The organism is Flavobacteriaceae bacterium HL-DH10 (assembly GCA_031826515.1).
Taxonomy (GTDB): Bacteria; Bacteroidota; Bacteroidia; order Flavobacteriales; family Flavobacteriaceae; genus Thalassobellus; species Thalassobellus suaedae.
In genome coordinates this window covers 696,850-715,181 of the sequence record CP134536.1, presented here as the reverse complement: position 1 = coordinate 715,181, position 18,332 = coordinate 696,850, and the positions used below count along the sequence as shown (strand labels likewise).

Below are 18,332 nucleotides of genomic sequence, written 5' to 3'. Positions count from 1 at the left end.
TTTTCTGAAAAAAAGAAGCTTTTTAATAAAAGAAGCTTCTTTTTTATAGTATAGATATGGCTAGTACATTAAACAAATTAGCTTTTGTTTTAAAGAAATCATTTTCAAGTGAAATAGCTTTAAGTTTAGCATCAATCAGTTTTGATTCTCTTGAGTTTACTAAAAACAATGAACTTTCTCCTAAGAAAAATTTACGTTCTTCTGCTGTTAGCATTTTTTTATAATCATCAACAATAATTGTTGTGTAATCGTTTTGCAAAACAAAAGATGCTAGTTCTTGCTTGATGGCATTTATTTTATTTTTAAGTATCACTTTTGTAGATTGAATTTCAAATTTGGTGTCCTGCAATTTTAATTTAGCTAATTTCAAATCGGCACGTTCTTTTCTTAAAAATAGCGGGAAGCTAATATTTACACCACTTTTATAAGCCGAAGTACTAAATGATCTTGAAACTTCTGGTGTTTGTGATAAAAAATTATACTGTAAATCTATTTTGGGTAATAAGTTATTTAGTTTTAAACGCTTTTCGATATTCAAACTTTGAAATTTATAGTCTAATGATTTTAATTTTGGATGATTATTTAAGTCTGTGTTTTCAATATCAAAAATAGAAGTATTTAAAACCGTATCAATAGTTTCAAATGTATTTAAATCTGGAGTTATACCTTCTTTAATTTCAATGGGTGTATTTTCATTTAGCCACAAATAATTAGATAGCTCTAATGAAGATTTTATAAATTTAATGTTTGATTTCTCTAAATTTAATTTTCTATTATTAAGTGCAATCCTAGCTTCTAAAGTATCAATAGCAGGTTTGTCTCCGATTTCATAACTTCTTTTTATACCATTAAAACGCATATCTGCATTAGCTAAAAAATCTTCATATACGCGATTCTCATTATAAGTTTTTAGCCAATTAAAATAGGTAATAGTAGCATTGTATAAAATAGTGTTTACTAGTAGTTGTCTATCTGCTTTAGCTTGATTGATAAACATTTTTGCTTGTTTAAGCATAGCCATACGTTTGTTTATTAGCATGCCTTGTGCAACTGACACGGAAACCCCAACACTGTATAATCCATCTTCCGGAAGTGTAGCTTCTGGATTTAAATAATAACCTGAGTTTTCTTCAAAATTCCCTTTTAATTCTACGCCGTACCAAGTTGGTATTTTAAACGAAGCATTTAATTTATTGTAGTATTCGGTATTTTTAAACTTTTTTCTGCCATAATCAACCTCTAGTTTTGGGTCGAAAGCACCTCGGGCTTTCATGCGTTTTGCTTCGCTTTCGTTAATAATTAAATTAGCTTGTTTTACAACGGGATGAAAAGTTTTTACATAGCCTAAATATTCAGATAGACTAATAACCGATAAGCTGTCTTGAGCAGAAAGGAAGCTACTTATAAATAAAAATATACTAGCTATATAGATTCTCATTTTTTGTCTTTTTTTGAAGCTGTTTTACTGTTGTTTTTTGGTTGGTAATAATTAGGAGGGAAGCTGTTAATTTGCCTCCATAATTCAAACCAAATAGGAACATCTTCTAACAGTGCAATAGTTTTTGCTCCAGAGCCAATACGTATGGCTTCTGGCCATGGTTGGTCTGTCTCATCTGGAGCCAGTAGAACTCTATATTTTCCATTATCACTAATAAACCGTTCGATAGCTACTACTTTTGCGCCGTAAGTACCGTAAGATACATTGGGCCACCCGCTAAATACTATTGCAGGCCAGCCATCAAATTGAACACGCACATACTCACCTTTATGTAAAAGAGGTAAATCTATTGGTTTTACAAACGTTTCAACAGCTAAATCATATTGAGCAGGCATAATACCTACAAGGGCTTCTCCTTCTTTAAAAGTGACACCAATACCACCTGTTAGTACTTTATTTATATATCCGTTTTGTGGAGCAGTTACAAAAAGTAAATCGTTACGCATTTTATAGTTTGTATAGGCGTTTTCTAATTTAGTAACTTGAGCTTGGGCGTCAAAGCCACTAGATTGAGCCGTATACATATCGCTTTGTGCTTTAGAAATTTTATCGGCATATTGTGCTGTAATTCTAGATAGTTCTATTTGTGCATTGATAACCTCGTTTTTACTAGCTAAATATTTGTTCTCTTGTGAAATTAGTTTAGCTTGAGTTGCTTGAAGTTTTAAACGTTTTTCTTCTACATCTTTAACCGCTTTTAAGCCTTCGTCTTGTAGTATTTGAGTACGGTTAAATTGGCGTTCGGCAATACTAATATTGGTTTTTGCAGCTTCTAAATCGATACTATCACTTTTTACTTTTAAATGCGATTGCAATAATTTGTTTTGTGTTTGCTGCATTTTTAATTTTTGTTCATTTTGTAAAGCAGAAACTTGTCGGTTTAAGGCTTGAACCTTGCTTTCGTAAGCACCGACCGATGAAGATTTTGCTACTATTTGAGTGTTCGTTCTTTCAACTAATTTATCATCAAAATAATCACTTTTTATTTCTGAAATTCTAAGAATAGTATCTCCTTTATTTACGTAATCGCCTTCTTGAACATACCAAGTTTCAATACGACCTGGTATTTGAGATTGTAGTGTTTGTGGTCGCTGATTTGGTTTTAAAGTTGTTACTAAGCCTTGTCCAGTAATATTTTGTGTCCATGGTAGAAAAAGCACAATAAACCCAATAGCAGCTATGACTAATAAAAACTGATTAAAACGTTTGTAGTAGTTCTTGTTAAATATGTTTTTAGCAGATTTAAAGCTTTGTAAATCTACTTTTTTATTTAATGTATTGTAAGATATATTAAGCATGGTTTATCTTTTTAATGGCACCTTTATCTAATTCAATAATTTGATTGCATTTAGTTTTCCACCGACTACTGCCACTAACAACTATTAATGCCCATGGTCTGTCTTTATGAGTTAGGTAATTGGTGATAGCATTAGTTTCTTTAGGATTAAAGCGGTCCAAAGCATCTTCTAAAATTAAAACACTTGGTTTTTTGAGAATGGCTCTAGCTAGTATGATTTTTTTAGATACCGTATGTGACATTTGTTTACCATCTGGATATAAAATAGTATGTAGACCTTTGGGTTGTTCTTTTATAAATTCCATTAACCCCACTTTGTCCATTACATTAAAAATTTCATCATCTGTTATGGTTTGGTTTCCAAAGGTTAAGTTTTCTTTAATAGAACCTTCAAAAGGTGTTTCTTCTGTTAAAGATAATCCCATTTGTGACCTATAATTGTTTAAAGTTAGGCTTCCAATGGGTAAGTTGTTAATGTATATGTTACCAGCTGTAGGTTCATTAATACCAGCTATGAGTCTTAATAATGATGATTTTCCTGAGCCACTTTCTCCAAGAATTAAAATTCTACTTTCTGAAGAAATATTAAAAGAAACGTTATTAACTATTTTTAAATCTCTATTAGGTACAGAATAAGAAACCTGATTTAATTCTATATTTACATTCTCATTAAAAATAGGGGTTTCTCCATCTTGTATTTCTAATTCTTTATCAACTACTTGTCCTATTTTTTCAATGGATGTTAATACATCATAAAAAGATTCTAGTCCTAGAATTAATTTTTCTACAGAGGCAATTACCAATAAAATAATGATTTCGGCTGCAACAAACTGACCAATATTCATTTCCTGATTTAGTACTAAAGCACCACCAATTAGTAGTAAGCTGGCTGTTACAATAACTTTAAAACTAATCATTTGAATAAACTGAATGATTAATATTTTAAAATGATTTTCTCTAGCTTTTAAGTAGTCATTTACTAAAATGTCGTTTTTGTTTATACCTAAATTGGTGCTTCCAGAAAGTTTAAAACTAATAACAGTTCTTGCAATTTCTTGAATCCAATGTGCTACTTTATACTTGTTTTTAGATTCGTTTAAACTGGTTTCAAGCCCTTTTTTTGCAGTAAACTTAAATACTATAAAAATTAATACTAATAATAGAATACCAAAAAGAATAAAAAATGGATGATAAAAGGATAGCAAAATAAGAGCAAATAATATTTGCAAAATGGCTGTTGGTACGTCAATTAATATTTTTGATAATCCTTTTTGAATGGTTAAAGTATCAAAAAAGCGATTTGCTAATTCTGGTGGATAGTAACTACGTAATTCCGACATTTTAATTTTAGGAAATCGATAACTCAACTCAAATGATGAACGCATGAAAATACGTTGTTGTATGGTTTCAATGATGCGTAATTGCATGAGTTGTAATGCTCCAGAAAAGGCAACTCCTAAGGTTACTAAAGTAACTAATACAATCCATGATGTTGATATTTGAGCTCCTTGAATTAAATTTATAATAGCTTGTATTCCTAGAGGTAGTGATAATGCAACTATTCCTGAGAATATAGCATAATAAAAAACTTGAAGTATGTCTTTTTTTTCTAGTTGTAATAAACCAATTAGACGTTGCCAAGGAGTCATGATTTGTTTTTTCATAGGTTCTATTTTAGGGCATTTAGTGTTAAATGAATATAAAAATCAGTTGGTGTTATTGGATTTTTACAATCTGTAATTGATATAAAATGATCTTTTAAAAAGTGTTGGTGTAAACTGCCTTCTAATATTGTACTTGCTAAACTTGAAGTATATTTATATTTCGGATTTACTTCTGTAATCATATCTCGTAAACGATAAACAATTCGCTTATATGCTAAAAAGTAACCTTCTTTATTCTCTTTGTCGACTTCTTTAGTTAAAAATGATTTAGAATTTTCATTGATGATAATACGGTTTAATATGGTTTCATTTATATATGAATAGTTACTATCTTCTTTAATGGTTCTAGATACAATTTCTATGGCGCGTTTAAGTTTTTCTGTAGTATCAGAAATATTATGCGTTTCAAAAACAAGTTGATACTCTGTCCAACTCCAATACCATGATGTTAAATACATAAGTAATTTATGCTTGCTTTCAAAATAGCGATAAATAGAACTTTCGTTTGAATTAATTAAAATACCTAGCTTTTTAAAGGTGAAAGCATCAAAACCAATATCGTCAATTAATACAATGCTCTGTTCTATAATGCGCTTACCTAATGCCGAAGATCCTGGGTCTTTAATGTAAATTTTTTCAGGTACTGTAATTCTTAAATTAGATAGTAATGTGTTCATTTCTGATATATATTTGCGCTAATATAATAGTAATACTATTAAAAATGAAAATAAAAGCATGTTTTTGTGAAATAATTAGCATTTTATTTTTTAGAAATCAGAATGAATATGTTCTGTTGAAAGGTGGAAGTTTATGTTTAGTGGCAGTTTATGCCGCTAGTAACCGTGTCATTAGTAAGGGTAGGAGATATATAAGGTATTCCTAAACCTAAACCACGAAGTATAAATAAAACTCCTATAATTATTACAAAAACAGGAATGGCTTTTTGTATGCGTTGTCTAGTTTTACCCTTTAAAAACTGACTAAAATAGATAGCGGTAGTCATTAAAGGTATGGTGCCTAAGCCAAATACAGCCATATATAAACTTCCACTTAAAGCGTTGCCTTCTGCAATGGCAGCAAATACAGCCATGTAAACTAATCCGCAGGGTAAGAAGCCATTAAGAAACCCAATAGTTAGAAACGTATCTGCTGTTTTTCTTTTTAAAGCCTGACCTAATGCCGATTTAACTTTGCTAATAAGTTTATAAATAGGTTTAGAGAAATTAAATTTGTTAAAGGTTTGTTGTGGAATTAAGACTACCAATATCATTAATACGCCAATAGCAATAGAAAGTTGTTGTTGAAACCCAAAAATGTAGAGACTTTTTCCAATAAGACCAAAAACAAAACCAATGATGCTATATGCTAAAAGTCTACCAATATGGTAAATAGTAATTTGTGATATTTTTTTGTAAGCATTTGTTCTGTTAACAGGTAACATAAAGGCAATAGGGCCACACATGCCTATGCAGTGAAAACTTCCTAATAGTCCTAAAACAAATGCTGAAATTAGCATATTAATAATTTATTGTTTCTTTGTATAAATAAGATTGGTTGTTTAATTGCCAGTCTATTTTAATGTTCCATCGACCATCTACCAAACGATTGTCAGGTATGAGCAAATAAGGTTTAGATAATGAAATAGCAGTATCAAAATCTAACTGTTTGTTAGATGGTCTATATAGGAACACTTTTCCTTTAATTTTTGTGTAATCAATATCATCAGGGAAATTAATAATTAATCCTTCTTCTGATTTTTTGTAACTGATGTTTTGGTTTAAATTATTAGCATTTGTTAACTTATTAATATCGTTTTGATAGTCTAATTCTTCAGCATAATAATCTTCAGTTACTAAATCATGACTGTATTTATTATTTACATTCATGGTGATAATAAAATACATGATAAAGCTTATAAATCCGATGAATGCAAGTACAATTCCTGTTCCCCAATTAATTTTCATGATTTTTATATTTTTTTAATTGCCTTGTTAGAGGAAATTTTTTTTAGTTATTTTTATTTAAATCTATAAGGTTTTTGAAACCTTGCAGGATGCTGCTAATTATCTATAACTCCTAGGGCCTAAAAAATTTGCAGTTGTAGTTTCAATAAGTTTATCATTTTGATAAATACCTATTTTAATTTTATTTCGATCACCAGATAAAGCCGAATTATTAATTTCAATAAATAAAGTGCCTTTGGCAATACCTTGACCTGGAACAACAAAACTATCACTAGTAGATACCAATTTTAAAGTGCCTTTATGTGATAATAATTTTAAACTTACATTATCTATATCTTTAGTTGTTTTGTTAACTAATTTATAAGTAAATACATTACTAATAATGTTGTTTTCTTTGTGTTCATATAATTGTCCTGGTAATCTTAAAACATTAGCCTCAACATCATTTCGTAAAAACAACATGCCTGTTAATAAACCTATTAAAATAGCAAGTACAGCAATATAGCCTTTTAATCTAGCTGTTAATTTAAAAGGAGCTTTTTTCTCAATATTGTCTTCACTAGCATATCTAATTAAGCCTTTAGGTAAATTGATGCTTTCCATAATACTGTCACACTCGTCAATACAAGCAGTACAGTTTACACACTCTAATTGCGTACCATTTCTAATATCAATACCTGTTGGACATACATGTACACATTGAGAACAGTCAATACAATCACCATGGCCTAAAGCTTGTCTGTCTTCATTTTTTCTGAATTTTTTTCTGCCTTTTTCGCCTTCACCACGTTTGTAATCGTAAGCTACAATAATTGATTTATTATCTAATAATACACCTTGTAAGCGTCCATAAGGACAAGCAATAACACAAACTTGTTCTCTAAACCAGGCAAATACAAAATAAAATATAGCCGTAAAAATAAGCAGAGAAATGAGGTTGTTTAAATGACTTAAAGGACCATCTGTAATGTATTGAATGAGTCTGTCACTTCCTATTAAATAAGCTAAAAACACATTAGCAATAATGAAAGAGATGATTAGAAATATAATTAGCTTTAATCCTTTTTTTCTAATTTTTTCTGCATTCCAAGGTTGTTTAGAAAGTCTAATTTGTTTCCCTCGGTCTCCTTCTATCCAATATTCAATACGTCTGAAAACCATTTCCATAAAAATGGTTTGTGGACAAATCCAACCGCAAAATATTCTACCAAAAGCAACTGTAAACAGTGTTATAAAAATGACGCCAATAATCATTGAAATAACAAACAAATGAAAATCTTGTGGCCAAAACGGAAAACCAAAAATGTTAAAACGACGTTCTAAAACATTGAACATTAAAAACTGATTGCCATTAACTTTTATAAATGGCGATAAAACTAGAAATGCCAATAAACCATAGCTAACCCATTTTCTATATTTATAGAATTTTCCACTAGGTTTTTTAGGAAAAACCCAAGCGCGTTTGCCATCTTTGGTAATGGTGCCAATAGAGTCTCTAAATGTTTCGTTTTCTGGCGTTTCCATTTATTTGGGTTTTAAAATAAGAACCAAGAATTAACGGAAGTTTTAGCTATTAATCGTGTTAATCCTTGATTCTATGCACTAATATTAGTGTTTTTTATTTGGTAACAGTTAACGAATCAGATTCTGTGGTGTTTGCATCAGGAGCTGTTTCTGTATTTTCATTAACCCAAAGATCTCCTTGTGGGTCTTTAGGATTTGCAGGAGTAGTACCTTGAAATGTTAAAACATAACTCGATACTTGAGCAATTTCTAATGGTTTTAATTGTTGTTTCCATGCAATCATTCCTTTTCCAGAACGACCTCCTTCACTAACAGTTTTAAATATACTTTTAATATCGCCACCTAATATCCAGTGTTTATCGGTTAAATTTGGACCAATGCCACCACCTCCGTCTGCCATATGACAAGCAACACAGTTAGTTTCAAAAATTGTTTTTCCAGCACTTAGGTCTGAAGCTTCAGTTAATAATGTAACGGTATTAACATCTACTAGATTTTTAGCTGTTTTTTTGTAAGCTTCAATGGCAGTTCGAGCATCGGCTAATTCTGTTTCTAATTCATCATACTGATTTTCTCCTTCAAACACATGGAATCTTAATAAGTAAACAGCTGCAAAAACAATTGAAATGTAAAAGGAATAAACCCACCAAGGCGGTAAGTTATTGTCTAACTCTTTAATACCATCGTAGTTATGGTCTAAAATAATTTCATGCTCTTCTTCTATTGGTTTATCAACACCTGCAAGTTTTTTGTATGTATTTGAAAACCATGTGAATTTAAACGACTTTTCTTTTTCTGCTAAAAATCGTGCTTTAGCTTCTTCATCTAATTTGTGAAGCATGATATTTTCTAATGCACCAATAATGGCTTCAATAGCAATTAATATAATAAGTACTAAAAATAAAAATAGTAATACAACAGGGTATTCAATAAAGGCAGGTTTTTCTCCAGAATCTATAAAGAATTCTACAGCTCCAAAAATAACAAAGAATGTTATAGGAACACGAATCCAAGATGGAATTAAATTTCTCATAATATATCGTCGTTTTGGTTGTCTAAAGGAATATTACTTACGGTTTTTATATAGTCTTTTTTAGCAGTAAACACCCATAAAAAGAGCACTACAAAGAATGTAAAAAAGATGAGTAGAGAAATTATGGGGTAAATTTCAATACCCGTAATACTCTCCATATAGTTTTTTGCAAATTTTAACATAGTTATAATTTTATGGTTCGTTTTAGTTTTGTGCTGATTCTACTTTAATATCGGTTCCTAAACGCTGCAAGTAAGCTATAATAGCTACGATTTCTCTGTTTTTCATCTCTACAAAAGAGTCTCCATTTTCTTCAGCATAATTTTTATCTGCTTGATAGCTTTTTACAAAGTCAGGATCGGAATAAAGATTTTCTTCTATTCGAGTACCTTGTGCTAACATATCTGCTTGAGCATTTGCGATGTCTTCTTCAGAATAAGGAACCCCTAAAGTTACCATCGTTTTCATTTTTGCTTCAATTTGCGACTTGTCTAATTCATTTATAATTAGCCAAGGGTAACGTGGCATAATAGAACCCGATGAGGTGCTTTGCGGATCGTACATGTGATTAAAGTGCCAGTTGTCTGAATATTTATCACCAATTCTGTGTAAGTCTGGCCCTGTACGTTTACTTCCCCATAAGAATGGATGGTCGTAAACATATTCGCCTGCTTTAGAGTATTCGCCATAACGTTCAACCTCACTTCTAAAAGGGCGAATCATTTGTGAATGACAACCAACACAGCCTTCTCGTATGTAAATATCGCGACCTTCTAATTCTAAAGGCGTGTATGGTTTTACGCTTGCTATAGTTGGAATATTAGATTTTACCATAATGGTTGGTATAATTTGTACAACACCTCCAATTAATATAGCTACTGTTGCTAAAATTGTTAATTGAATTGGTCTGCGTTCTATCCAAGTGTGCCAACCTTCGCCAGAAGTACGTTTTTTAGTAACACGTTCTAAGGCTGGTGCTTCGGCTAATTCGTTTTCAACTTTGCTACCTTGTTTAATAGTCGCTATAATATTGTAAACTAAAATTAACATACCTGTAAGGAATAATGTGCCACCAATAGCACGCATCCAATACATGGGTATAATTTCGGTAACAGTTTCTAAAAAGTTACCATAAGTTAATGTACCATCAGGATTAAATTGTTTCCACATACTTGCTTGTGTAAATCCAGCAACATACATTGGTAACGCATACATAATAATACCTAAGGTGCCAATCCAGAAATGAAGATTTGCTAAAGCTAAAGAGTATAGTTTTGTTTTAAATAGTTTTGGTACTAAATAATAAATCATACCAAAGGTCATAAAACCATTCCATGCTAAGGCACCAACATGAACGTGTGCAATAATCCAGTCCGTAAAGTGAGCAATAGCATTAACGTTTTTAAGAGATAGTGTAGGGCCTTCAAAAGTTGCCATACCATATCCTGTAATGGCTACAACCATAAATTTTAAAACAGGATCTGTTCTAACTTTATCCCAGGCGCCACGAAGTGTTAATAATCCGTTTATCATACCACCCCAAGATGGCATTAAAAGCATAACAGAAAATGCGACTCCTAAATTTTGAGCCCATTCAGGTAAAGCTGTATATAATAAGTGATGCGGTCCTGCCCAAATATATATAAAGATTAACGACCAAAAGTGAACAATAGATAGTCGATATGAGTATACAGGTCTGTTAGCTGCTTTAGGTACAAAGTAATACATTAATCCTAGGAAAGGTGTCGTTAAAAAGAATGCTACTGCATTGTGTCCATACCACCATTGTACTAAGGCATCTTGTACGCCCGCATATACTGAGTAACTTTTCATGGCGCTTACAGGTAACTCTAAACTATTAAAGATATGAAGTACCGCAACAGTAACAAATGTGGCAATATAAAACCAAATGGCAACATATAAATGGCGTTGTCTTCTTTTTAAAATGGTACCAATTAAGTTCCATCCAAATACCACCCAAATAACTGCTATTGCAATGTCGAAAGGCCATTCTAATTCGGCATATTCTTTAGATGTTGTAAACCCTAATGGTAACGTTATAGCTGCACCAACAATAATAAGTTGCCAGCCCCAGAAATTAATTTTACTTAGGGTGTCATTAAACATTCTTGCTTTTAATAAGCGCTGTGTAGAATAATAGATACCCGCAAAAATAGCATTTCCCACAAAGGCAAAAATAACGGCGTTGGTGTGTAACGGACGTAATCTACCAAAGCTTAGCCAAGAAATACCATCGGTTAAGTTGGGGAATAAAAACATGAAAGCTAGTAGTAAACCTACAAGCATACCCACAACGCCCCAAAGCATCGTGGCGTATAAGAAATTTTTAACGATTTTATTATCGTAATGAAACTGTTGCATTTCCATAGTTATAGTTATTGATCTTTTTTGGTTAGTATTGTTTTTTCGGAAGTCTCTTTAACAAGTTCGTCTTCAAATAGCATGCGAACAGATGGTGTATAGCTATCGTCATACTGTCCCTTTTTTACAGCCATAATAAATGCTATAAAAAAGCCAACAGCAACAATAATACTTATTGTTAGTAATACATAAATAACACTCATACCTACTTGAAGTTATGGTTCAAAATTACTTTCATATCATTTTTTAAAATATGACGATAGTCATATTTGATTTTTTATTCAAATTTTCTGCCCAAGATATTAGTAGCAATTGTTGTAAAAGCAACAATGCTAATAGAGCTTAAAGGCATTAGTATGGCTGCAACAACAGGGGCTAATTGTCCTGTAATAGCAAAATAGAGTCCGATACAGTTATAAATGAATGAAAGTAAAAAACTCCATTTAATTATTTTTATAGCTGACTTTGAAATGTTAATGTAATGGTATAATTGATTAAATTTTGAAGCGTCTAAAATGGCATCGCAAGCAGGGGAGAAAACATTGACGTTTTCTGAAATGGCAATACCAACATTGCTTTGAGCAAGTGCGCCTGCATCATTTAAGCCATCTCCAATCATTAAAACATTAGCGCCTTCACTTTGGTGATATTTTATATATTCTAGTTTGTCTTCTGGTTTTTGGTCAAAAAGCAGTTTTGTTTTTGTAGGTAGTAATTTAGTTAAATTTTCTTTTTCACCAGAATTATCCCCAGAAAGAATTACTAAATCAAACTCTTTTTTAAGGGTGTTGAATAATTGAGATAATCCTTTTCTATAGGTGTTATAAAATGTGAATTTACCTTTGTATGTATTGTTGGTGCTTACATGAACTGAAGTATTTAAGGTCGCTGTATGTGCAGAATGTCCAATAAAAGAGGCTGATCCCACTTTGATGTTTTCATTTTTATAGGATGCAGTAATACCTTTGCCTAAATGCTCTTCATAAGCGTCTAATGTTACAATGTCGTTCTGGTTTAAAAGTTGATACAGCGATCTGCTTAATGGGTGGTTTGAACCTCTTAGTGTGCTTTTTAGTAAGGATTCCTCATTTTTAGATAATTCTAACCCTTCGTAGTTTATTGTCGTTTCTTTATTAGCGGTAATGGTTCCAGTTTTATCAAAAATAATGGTATTTATTTTTGATAGTTGTTCAATGACGCTAGCATTTTTAAGGTAGAACTTTTTCTTTCCTAGAATACGTAAAATATTTCCTAAAGTAAATGGTGCTGCTAATGCAATGGCACATGGGCAAGCAATAATTAATACAGACGTGAATACATTTAAGGCTTTACTAGAATCGAACATCAACCAGAAAGAAGTTGCTAAAAATGCTATGGATAAAATAGTAATAGTAAAGCGTTTGCTAATTTTGTTAGTAATATTTGTAAACGACAGTTCTTTATCATTTTTAAAAACATCATTGCTCCAAAGTTGGGTTAAGTAACTTTGTTCTACCGATTTTAAAACATCAACTTCAATGCTTCCATACAATTGCTTGCCGCCAGCAAATAATTTGTCGCCAGATTGTTTTGAAACCGTTTTAGATTCTCCTGTAACAAAACTATAATCTATACGCGCACTTCCTTTAATTAGTATGCAATCAACAGGAATTAACTCTTCATTTCTAATTAAAAGTCGGTCGCCTTTCTTAATGTCATAAACTTGAATAGATTCTTCTTCGTTGTCATTCGTTATTTTAGTAATCCCGATGGGAAAATAGGATTTATAATCGCGTTCAAAAGATAAAAAAGAATATGTTTTTTGTTGAAAAAATTTTCCAAGTAATAAAAAGAAAATGAGTCCTGTTAGGCTATCAAAAAAGCCAGAACCTGTATTTATAATAATATCGGCTGTACTTCTTATAAAAAGTACGGTAACACCTACAACAATTGGTACATCAATGTTTAGAATGTTTGTTCGTAAGCCTTTGTATGCCGAAATAAAATAATCTTGAGCCGAATAAAAAACAACGGGTACTGAAAACGCAAACATAAGCCATCTAAATAGCGGTTTAAACTGTTCTAGCCAAAATTCATTAACTTGAAAATATTCAGGAAAAGACAAAAACATCACATTACCAAAGGCAAAACCAGCGACTCCTAATTTGTAAATTAAGGTTCTGTTTATGTGTTTTTTGCCAACGCTATAATCATCTAAGCTTATAAAAGGTTCGTAGCCAATACTGCTTAAAAGAATTACGAGTTCTTTTAATGATAATAACTCTATGTTAAAATTTATTCGAACTGTTTTCTTTCCAAAATTAACTATGGATGAACTTATATTAGGGTGTAATTTATTTAAATTCTCTAAAATCCAAATACAGGAACTACAATGTATATGCGGGATATATAAGGTAACTATTTGCGTGGTTGCATTGTTGAATTCTAATAGTTGTTCTACTATTTTAGTGTTTTCTAAAAAATTGTATTTACCTTCAATATCTTTAGGTGTTGCGCCAGGAGAATCTTGTAAATCGTAATAACAGCTTAAGTCGTTTTCAGAAAAAATTTGGTACACGGTTTGGCAACCATTACAACAGAATGCTTTATCATCAAAAGTGATTTTAGCAGAAGCTGCATCCAAACCACAGTGAAAACACGTGTTTTTACTCATTATTATTTGCTCATTTATACCTAGTCCAAAAGTGAAAAAAGATGTGCTTTATAAATATGATATTTATCATGTTTTACTTAATTTTACAAAACAAGAATATTTAATATGAAACATTGTAACCCATCTGTAAATCGGTATTTTAATTTAAAAATTCCTTTAAATAAAGGAGTAATATTTATAACATTAATACTTTTTTTTAAATCTTACAAATTTATTGGCTAATGTTTCAAAATGATGATAATGTTTTTAATGTGCTTTTTGAGGCTGTTTCAGAAGGAGTTATTGTAGTAGATAAAGACCAGAAAATTGTGGCAACAAATAAGTCTTCTGAAACTATGTTTGGCTACACTAAAGAAGAGTTAATCAATCAACATCTTAATGTTTTAATTCCTAAAACGTATCATGCAAATCATGGTGCCCATTTTGATGGTTTTATGAAGAATAAAGAGAGTCGGAAAATGGGACGTGGTAGAGACTTGTATGGTGCTCGTAAAGATGGTTCTATATTTCCTGTAGAAGCAGGTTTAAACCCTTTAGAAATTGATGGGGATGTTTATATAATGACTTTGGTTATAGACATATCAATACGTAAGCAACAAGAATTAGAATTATTAGAGTTAAATACGAAGTTAGAGAAAAAAGTACAGGAGCGTACTAATGAGTTAAGCAATACTGTTGAAAAATTAAAAATAGTAAATATTGACCGCGATGCCGAAATTAAGAAACGTATTGAAGCTCAAGATAAAATTAGTAGTGCACTTAAAAGAGAAAAAGAACTTAATGAATTAAAAACAAAATTCTTATCGTTAGTTTCTCACGAATTTAAAACACCTTTAAGTGGTATTTTAACATCTTCTATGTTGTTAAGTAAATATAAATTAACAGAACAACAAGAAAAAAGAGATAAGCATATAAAAACAATTTCAGATAAAGTACACTACCTTAATAATATATTAAATGATTTTTTATCTATTGAAAAATTAGAAACAGGAAAAATGAATTATAAGTTAACTACTTTTAAATTAAGCAAAGTAGTTAATGAAGTTGTGTATAATACGAATATGCTTTTAAAAGAAGGTCAGAAAATAAATTACCCAGAGAATATAGATGACATCTCTTTATATCAAGATGAGAAAATTGTAGAATTGGCATTATCAAATTTGGTAAATAACGCCATAAAGTATTCGTCTGAAAATACGGTTGTAGATATTAATATAAAACAAGATGAAACACATACAACGTTTAAAATAAAAGATAATGGTATAGGTATTCCTATCAAAGATCAAAAAAGTATATTCAATCGGTATTTTAGAGCAGAAAACGCCTTACTTGCTCAAGGAACAGGTATTGGACTTAATATTGTTAAAAGTCATTTAGAAAACTTAGGAGGTACTATAAGTTTTGTAAGTGAAGAAAATAAAGGAAGTACATTTACAATTATATTAAAAAATAAAGCCTAATAATGAAATATTCATGACTAAAATATAATTAACCTAAATGATGATTATATGGAAGTTACATCTGACCATTAAAAAGCGAATAAAAATAAATAGATGAAGAAAATATTACTGATAGAAGATGATGTTGTTTTAAGAGAGAATACAGCAGAATTATTAGAACTATCTAATTATGAAGTTATAACCGCACCCAATGGAAAAGTTGGTTCAGAAACAGCAATAAAATATTTGCCTAATATTATTATTTGTGATATTATGATGCCAGAACTTGATGGGTATGGTGTTTTAAAAACCTTAGCAAATAACGAAAGTACTAAACATATTCCTTTTATATTTTTATCTGCAAAAACAGAACGCAAAGATGTAAGAAAAGGGATGGATTTAGGTGCCGATGATTATATAACGAAGCCCTTTGAAGAAGAAGAACTTATAAGTGCTATAGAAAGTAGGTTGGCAAAGGCTGCTATCCTGAAAGATATTAGTGAAGAAAAAGAAGAGGTTGTTTCTGATGAAAATGATATTAGAACACTTAATGATCTTAAGAATTTTTTTGATGATAATGGGGATGCAGTAGACTATGTAAAAGGAGATGTTATATATGAGGAAGGTCAAAATTCAAATTATATTTTTTTAATATCTAAAGGTTTAGTAAAATCTCATAAGTTTGATGAGCAAGGAAAGGACCTAACAACGGCATTATATAAAGAAGACGATTTATTTGGTTTCACCTCATTTACTCAAAATACTGTATATCAAGAAACAACAACTGCCATAAAAGAAACTACGTTAATAAGTGTTTCTAAAAGTGAACTAAAAGAAGTGCTTAATAGCAATCATAACGTAACCTTAGAACTTATTCAATTATTAACAGAAGATCTTACCGATGTAAAAGACCATTTATTACAAATGGCGTATAGTTCTGTTAAAAAAAGAACAGCAAATACCATATTAAAATTTGCAGAAAAACTTAACAGAAAACCTGAAGAAGTTATTAGAATTTCTCGAAATGACTTAGCAAGTGTAGCAGGAATTGCAACAGAAAGTTTAATTAGAACACTTTCAGGGTTTAAAGATAATGGCATCATTGAGATTGAAGGTAGAAATATTAAAATTTTAGATTTAAATAAACTACAACAAGTTACCTAATTTGTTAAAAATAGGGCGATTTATGATATTGGTCATATTTCGTTAAGCCTCATGCATTTATTTTTGTTTTCTACAAGTAGATAAGCATGAAGAATATATTAATACCCACTGATTTTTCTGAAAACGCATGGAATGCGATTGAGTATGCACTCCGTTTTTTTAGTAAATCAACATGTAATTTTTATTTATTACATGTTAACACTTCAGATGTTTTAACATGTCATGAAGACACTCCTGTTTTTGATGATAATACGGTTTCAAGTGTTTTAAAAAATTCTTCAAAAAAGCATTTACAACAAACTATTAAACGCATAAATAAAAGACCTCAGTTAAACCCAAAGCATAGGTTTTATACTATTTTGGATAATAATTTTATCATTAATTCTATTAGAAAACAGGTTGCAGAAAAGAAGATAGATTATATTGTAATGGGAACCCGAGGCGCATCAGGTATTAATAAACTTCCAATTGGTAGTAACACAGGGAACGTTATTACGAAAGTAAAATGTACAACATTAGTTGTTCCAGAAAACGCCAAATATGTAACCATGAAAGAGATCGCGTTTCCAACTGATTTTTCGTTTTTCTATCCTGCTGAAACATTACAACCCATGACAGATATTGTAGAATCTTGTTATGCAGCAGTAAGAGTTTTAAATATTAAGAGAAATGGGGTTGAGTTAAATGAAGATCAACAAAAAAACAAAGCGTTTTTAGATGATTATTTTAATAATAACGAACATAGTTTTCACTTTTTAACTCAAAGTCATATAGAAGGTGCTATACAGGAATTTGTTAAAAGTAGAGACGTAAATCTAATAGCAATGTTAGCCAAAAATTTAAACTATTTTCAAAAAATATTATTTCATCCTAAAGTGCCAAAAATAAGTTATTACACCGATATTCCTTTTTTAGTTTTACATTAAATGAATATTTTTAACAGTGCATTTTAGTTAGTTTTATAAAACATCAAATTGGTTATGGGAAAGTGTGAACAATGCATAATTAAACAGTTTAATTCGCTTAAGTCTTTGAATAAAGAAGAGTTAATACGGATTTCTGGATGTAAAATATCGAAGGTTATTAAAAAAGGTGAAATTATTTTTGAAGAAGGTGAAATTATAAATGGTGTTTATTGTATTAGAAAAGGTATTTGCAAACTATCAAAATTAAGCGAAAACGGAAAAGATCAGATTGTTAAAATGGTTGTAAAAGGACAATTACTAGGTCAGCGGTCGCTTATAACTGAAGAACCTTCAAATTTGCAAGCCATGGCTTTAAATGATATGGAAGTTTGTTTTATACCTAAAAATGAAATAATTAGTGATTTACAAAGTAACTCTAAATTTTCATTTGATGTGTTAAAAGATATGGCACACGATTTAAAAGAAGCCGATAATATTATAGTTAATATGGCTCAAAAAACGGTGCGTCAACGTTTAGCTGAAACATTAGTTTATATTCATGATAGTTTTGGTGCTAATCCTGATAAAACATTAAGTATTTTATTATCACGTGAAGATTTTGCTAACATTGTAGGAACAGCAACCGAGTCTGCTATTCGTGTGTTGTCTCAATTTAAAAAAGAAGGCTATATTTCTACCATTGGAAAACAAATAAAAATTGAAAACTTAGAAGGTTTAAAGCGTGTAGAGTAGCTTTTATATAATTTACTTTTTATACTATAAATAAATCCAATTACATTAATTTATAT

The 18,332-nt window shown here is 30.6% G+C and carries 16 protein-coding genes; 4 read left to right on the top strand and 12 right to left on the bottom strand.

Going from position 1 to position 18,332, the window contains the following annotated elements; all coding sequences use genetic code 11:
- Positions 1 to 43: 43 nt before the first annotated feature.
- The 12 genes from RHP49_03080 to RHP49_03025 form a co-directional block, all read right to left on the bottom strand.
- Positions 44 to 1,438, bottom strand: a complete 1,395-nt coding sequence (locus tag RHP49_03080; GenBank protein ID WNH13245.1) for a TolC family protein — start codon at positions 1,436 to 1,438, stop codon at positions 44 to 46.
- On the bottom strand, positions 1,435 to 2,796 hold the full coding sequence (locus RHP49_03075; protein WNH13244.1) for a biotin/lipoyl-binding protein: 1,362 nt from the start codon (positions 2,794 to 2,796) through the stop codon (positions 1,435 to 1,437). Before RHP49_03075 ends, RHP49_03080 begins: the two co-directional genes overlap by 4 nt.
- Complete coding sequence (locus RHP49_03070; protein WNH13243.1) at positions 2,789 to 4,459, bottom strand: ATP-binding cassette domain-containing protein; 1,671 nt, start codon at positions 4,457 to 4,459, stop codon at positions 2,789 to 2,791. Before RHP49_03070 ends, RHP49_03075 begins: the two co-directional genes overlap by 8 nt.
- 5 nt (positions 4,460 to 4,464) lie before the next feature.
- The gene (locus tag RHP49_03065) at positions 4,465 to 5,136 is read right to left on the bottom strand and encodes a TetR/AcrR family transcriptional regulator (GenBank protein WNH13242.1); all 672 of its coding nucleotides are present in this window, start codon (positions 5,134 to 5,136) and stop codon (positions 4,465 to 4,467) included.
- A gap of 137 nt (positions 5,137 to 5,273) precedes the next feature.
- Positions 5,274 to 5,975 (bottom strand): sulfite exporter TauE/SafE family protein, encoded by a 702-nt coding sequence (locus RHP49_03060; GenBank protein WNH13241.1) that lies wholly within the window; start codon positions 5,973 to 5,975, stop codon positions 5,274 to 5,276.
- A gap of 1 nt (position 5,976) precedes the next feature.
- Positions 5,977 to 6,423 carry a FixH family protein gene (locus RHP49_03055; GenBank protein WNH13240.1) on the bottom strand — a complete coding sequence of 149 codons (447 nt, stop codon included), beginning with the start codon at positions 6,421 to 6,423 and terminating at the stop codon, positions 5,977 to 5,979.
- Positions 6,424 to 6,522: 99 nt separating this feature from the next.
- A complete protein-coding gene (ccoG, locus tag RHP49_03050) occupies positions 6,523 to 7,947 on the bottom strand; it encodes a cytochrome c oxidase accessory protein CcoG (GenBank protein ID WNH13239.1) in 1,425 nt (474 codons plus the stop codon).
- A 94-nt stretch (positions 7,948 to 8,041) separates the two neighbouring features.
- Entirely contained in the window at positions 8,042 to 8,980 is a 939-nt protein-coding gene (locus RHP49_03045; protein ID WNH13238.1) for a cbb3-type cytochrome c oxidase N-terminal domain-containing protein, read from the bottom strand.
- Positions 8,977 to 9,162, bottom strand: a complete 186-nt coding sequence (locus tag RHP49_03040; protein ID WNH13237.1) for a CcoQ/FixQ family Cbb3-type cytochrome c oxidase assembly chaperone — start codon at positions 9,160 to 9,162, stop codon at positions 8,977 to 8,979. The genes RHP49_03045 and RHP49_03040 overlap by 4 nt, the downstream gene beginning before the upstream one ends.
- A gap of 22 nt (positions 9,163 to 9,184) precedes the next feature.
- The gene (ccoN, locus tag RHP49_03035) at positions 9,185 to 11,368 is read right to left on the bottom strand and encodes a cytochrome-c oxidase, cbb3-type subunit I (protein WNH13236.1); all 2,184 of its coding nucleotides are present in this window, start codon (positions 11,366 to 11,368) and stop codon (positions 9,185 to 9,187) included.
- An 8-nt stretch (positions 11,369 to 11,376) separates the two neighbouring features.
- Positions 11,377 to 11,565, bottom strand: coding sequence for a cbb3-type cytochrome oxidase assembly protein CcoS (gene ccoS, locus RHP49_03030; protein ID WNH13235.1), 189 nt, complete (start codon positions 11,563 to 11,565; stop codon positions 11,377 to 11,379).
- Positions 11,566 to 11,639: 74 nt separating this feature from the next.
- Entirely contained in the window at positions 11,640 to 14,015 is a 2,376-nt protein-coding gene (locus RHP49_03025) for a heavy metal translocating P-type ATPase metal-binding domain-containing protein (protein WNH13234.1), read from the bottom strand.
- Positions 14,016 to 14,236: 221 nt separating this feature from the next.
- Here RHP49_03025 and RHP49_03020 point away from each other — a divergent pair, with 221 nt between their 5' ends.
- The 4 genes from RHP49_03020 (at position 14,237) to RHP49_03005 (ending at position 18,276) form a co-directional block, all read left to right on the top strand.
- Entirely contained in the window at positions 14,237 to 15,475 is a 1,239-nt protein-coding gene (locus tag RHP49_03020; GenBank protein ID WNH13233.1) for a PAS domain-containing sensor histidine kinase, read from the top strand.
- A gap of 93 nt (positions 15,476 to 15,568) precedes the next feature.
- The gene (locus RHP49_03015) at positions 15,569 to 16,618 is read left to right on the top strand and encodes a response regulator (GenBank protein WNH13232.1); all 1,050 of its coding nucleotides are present in this window, start codon (positions 15,569 to 15,571) and stop codon (positions 16,616 to 16,618) included.
- A gap of 86 nt (positions 16,619 to 16,704) precedes the next feature.
- The gene (locus RHP49_03010; GenBank protein ID WNH13231.1) at positions 16,705 to 17,544 is read left to right on the top strand and encodes a universal stress protein; all 840 of its coding nucleotides are present in this window, start codon (positions 16,705 to 16,707) and stop codon (positions 17,542 to 17,544) included.
- A gap of 54 nt (positions 17,545 to 17,598) precedes the next feature.
- A complete protein-coding gene (locus tag RHP49_03005) occupies positions 17,599 to 18,276 on the top strand; it encodes a Crp/Fnr family transcriptional regulator (protein ID WNH13230.1) in 678 nt (225 codons plus the stop codon).
- Positions 18,277 to 18,332: the final 56 nt, after the last annotated feature.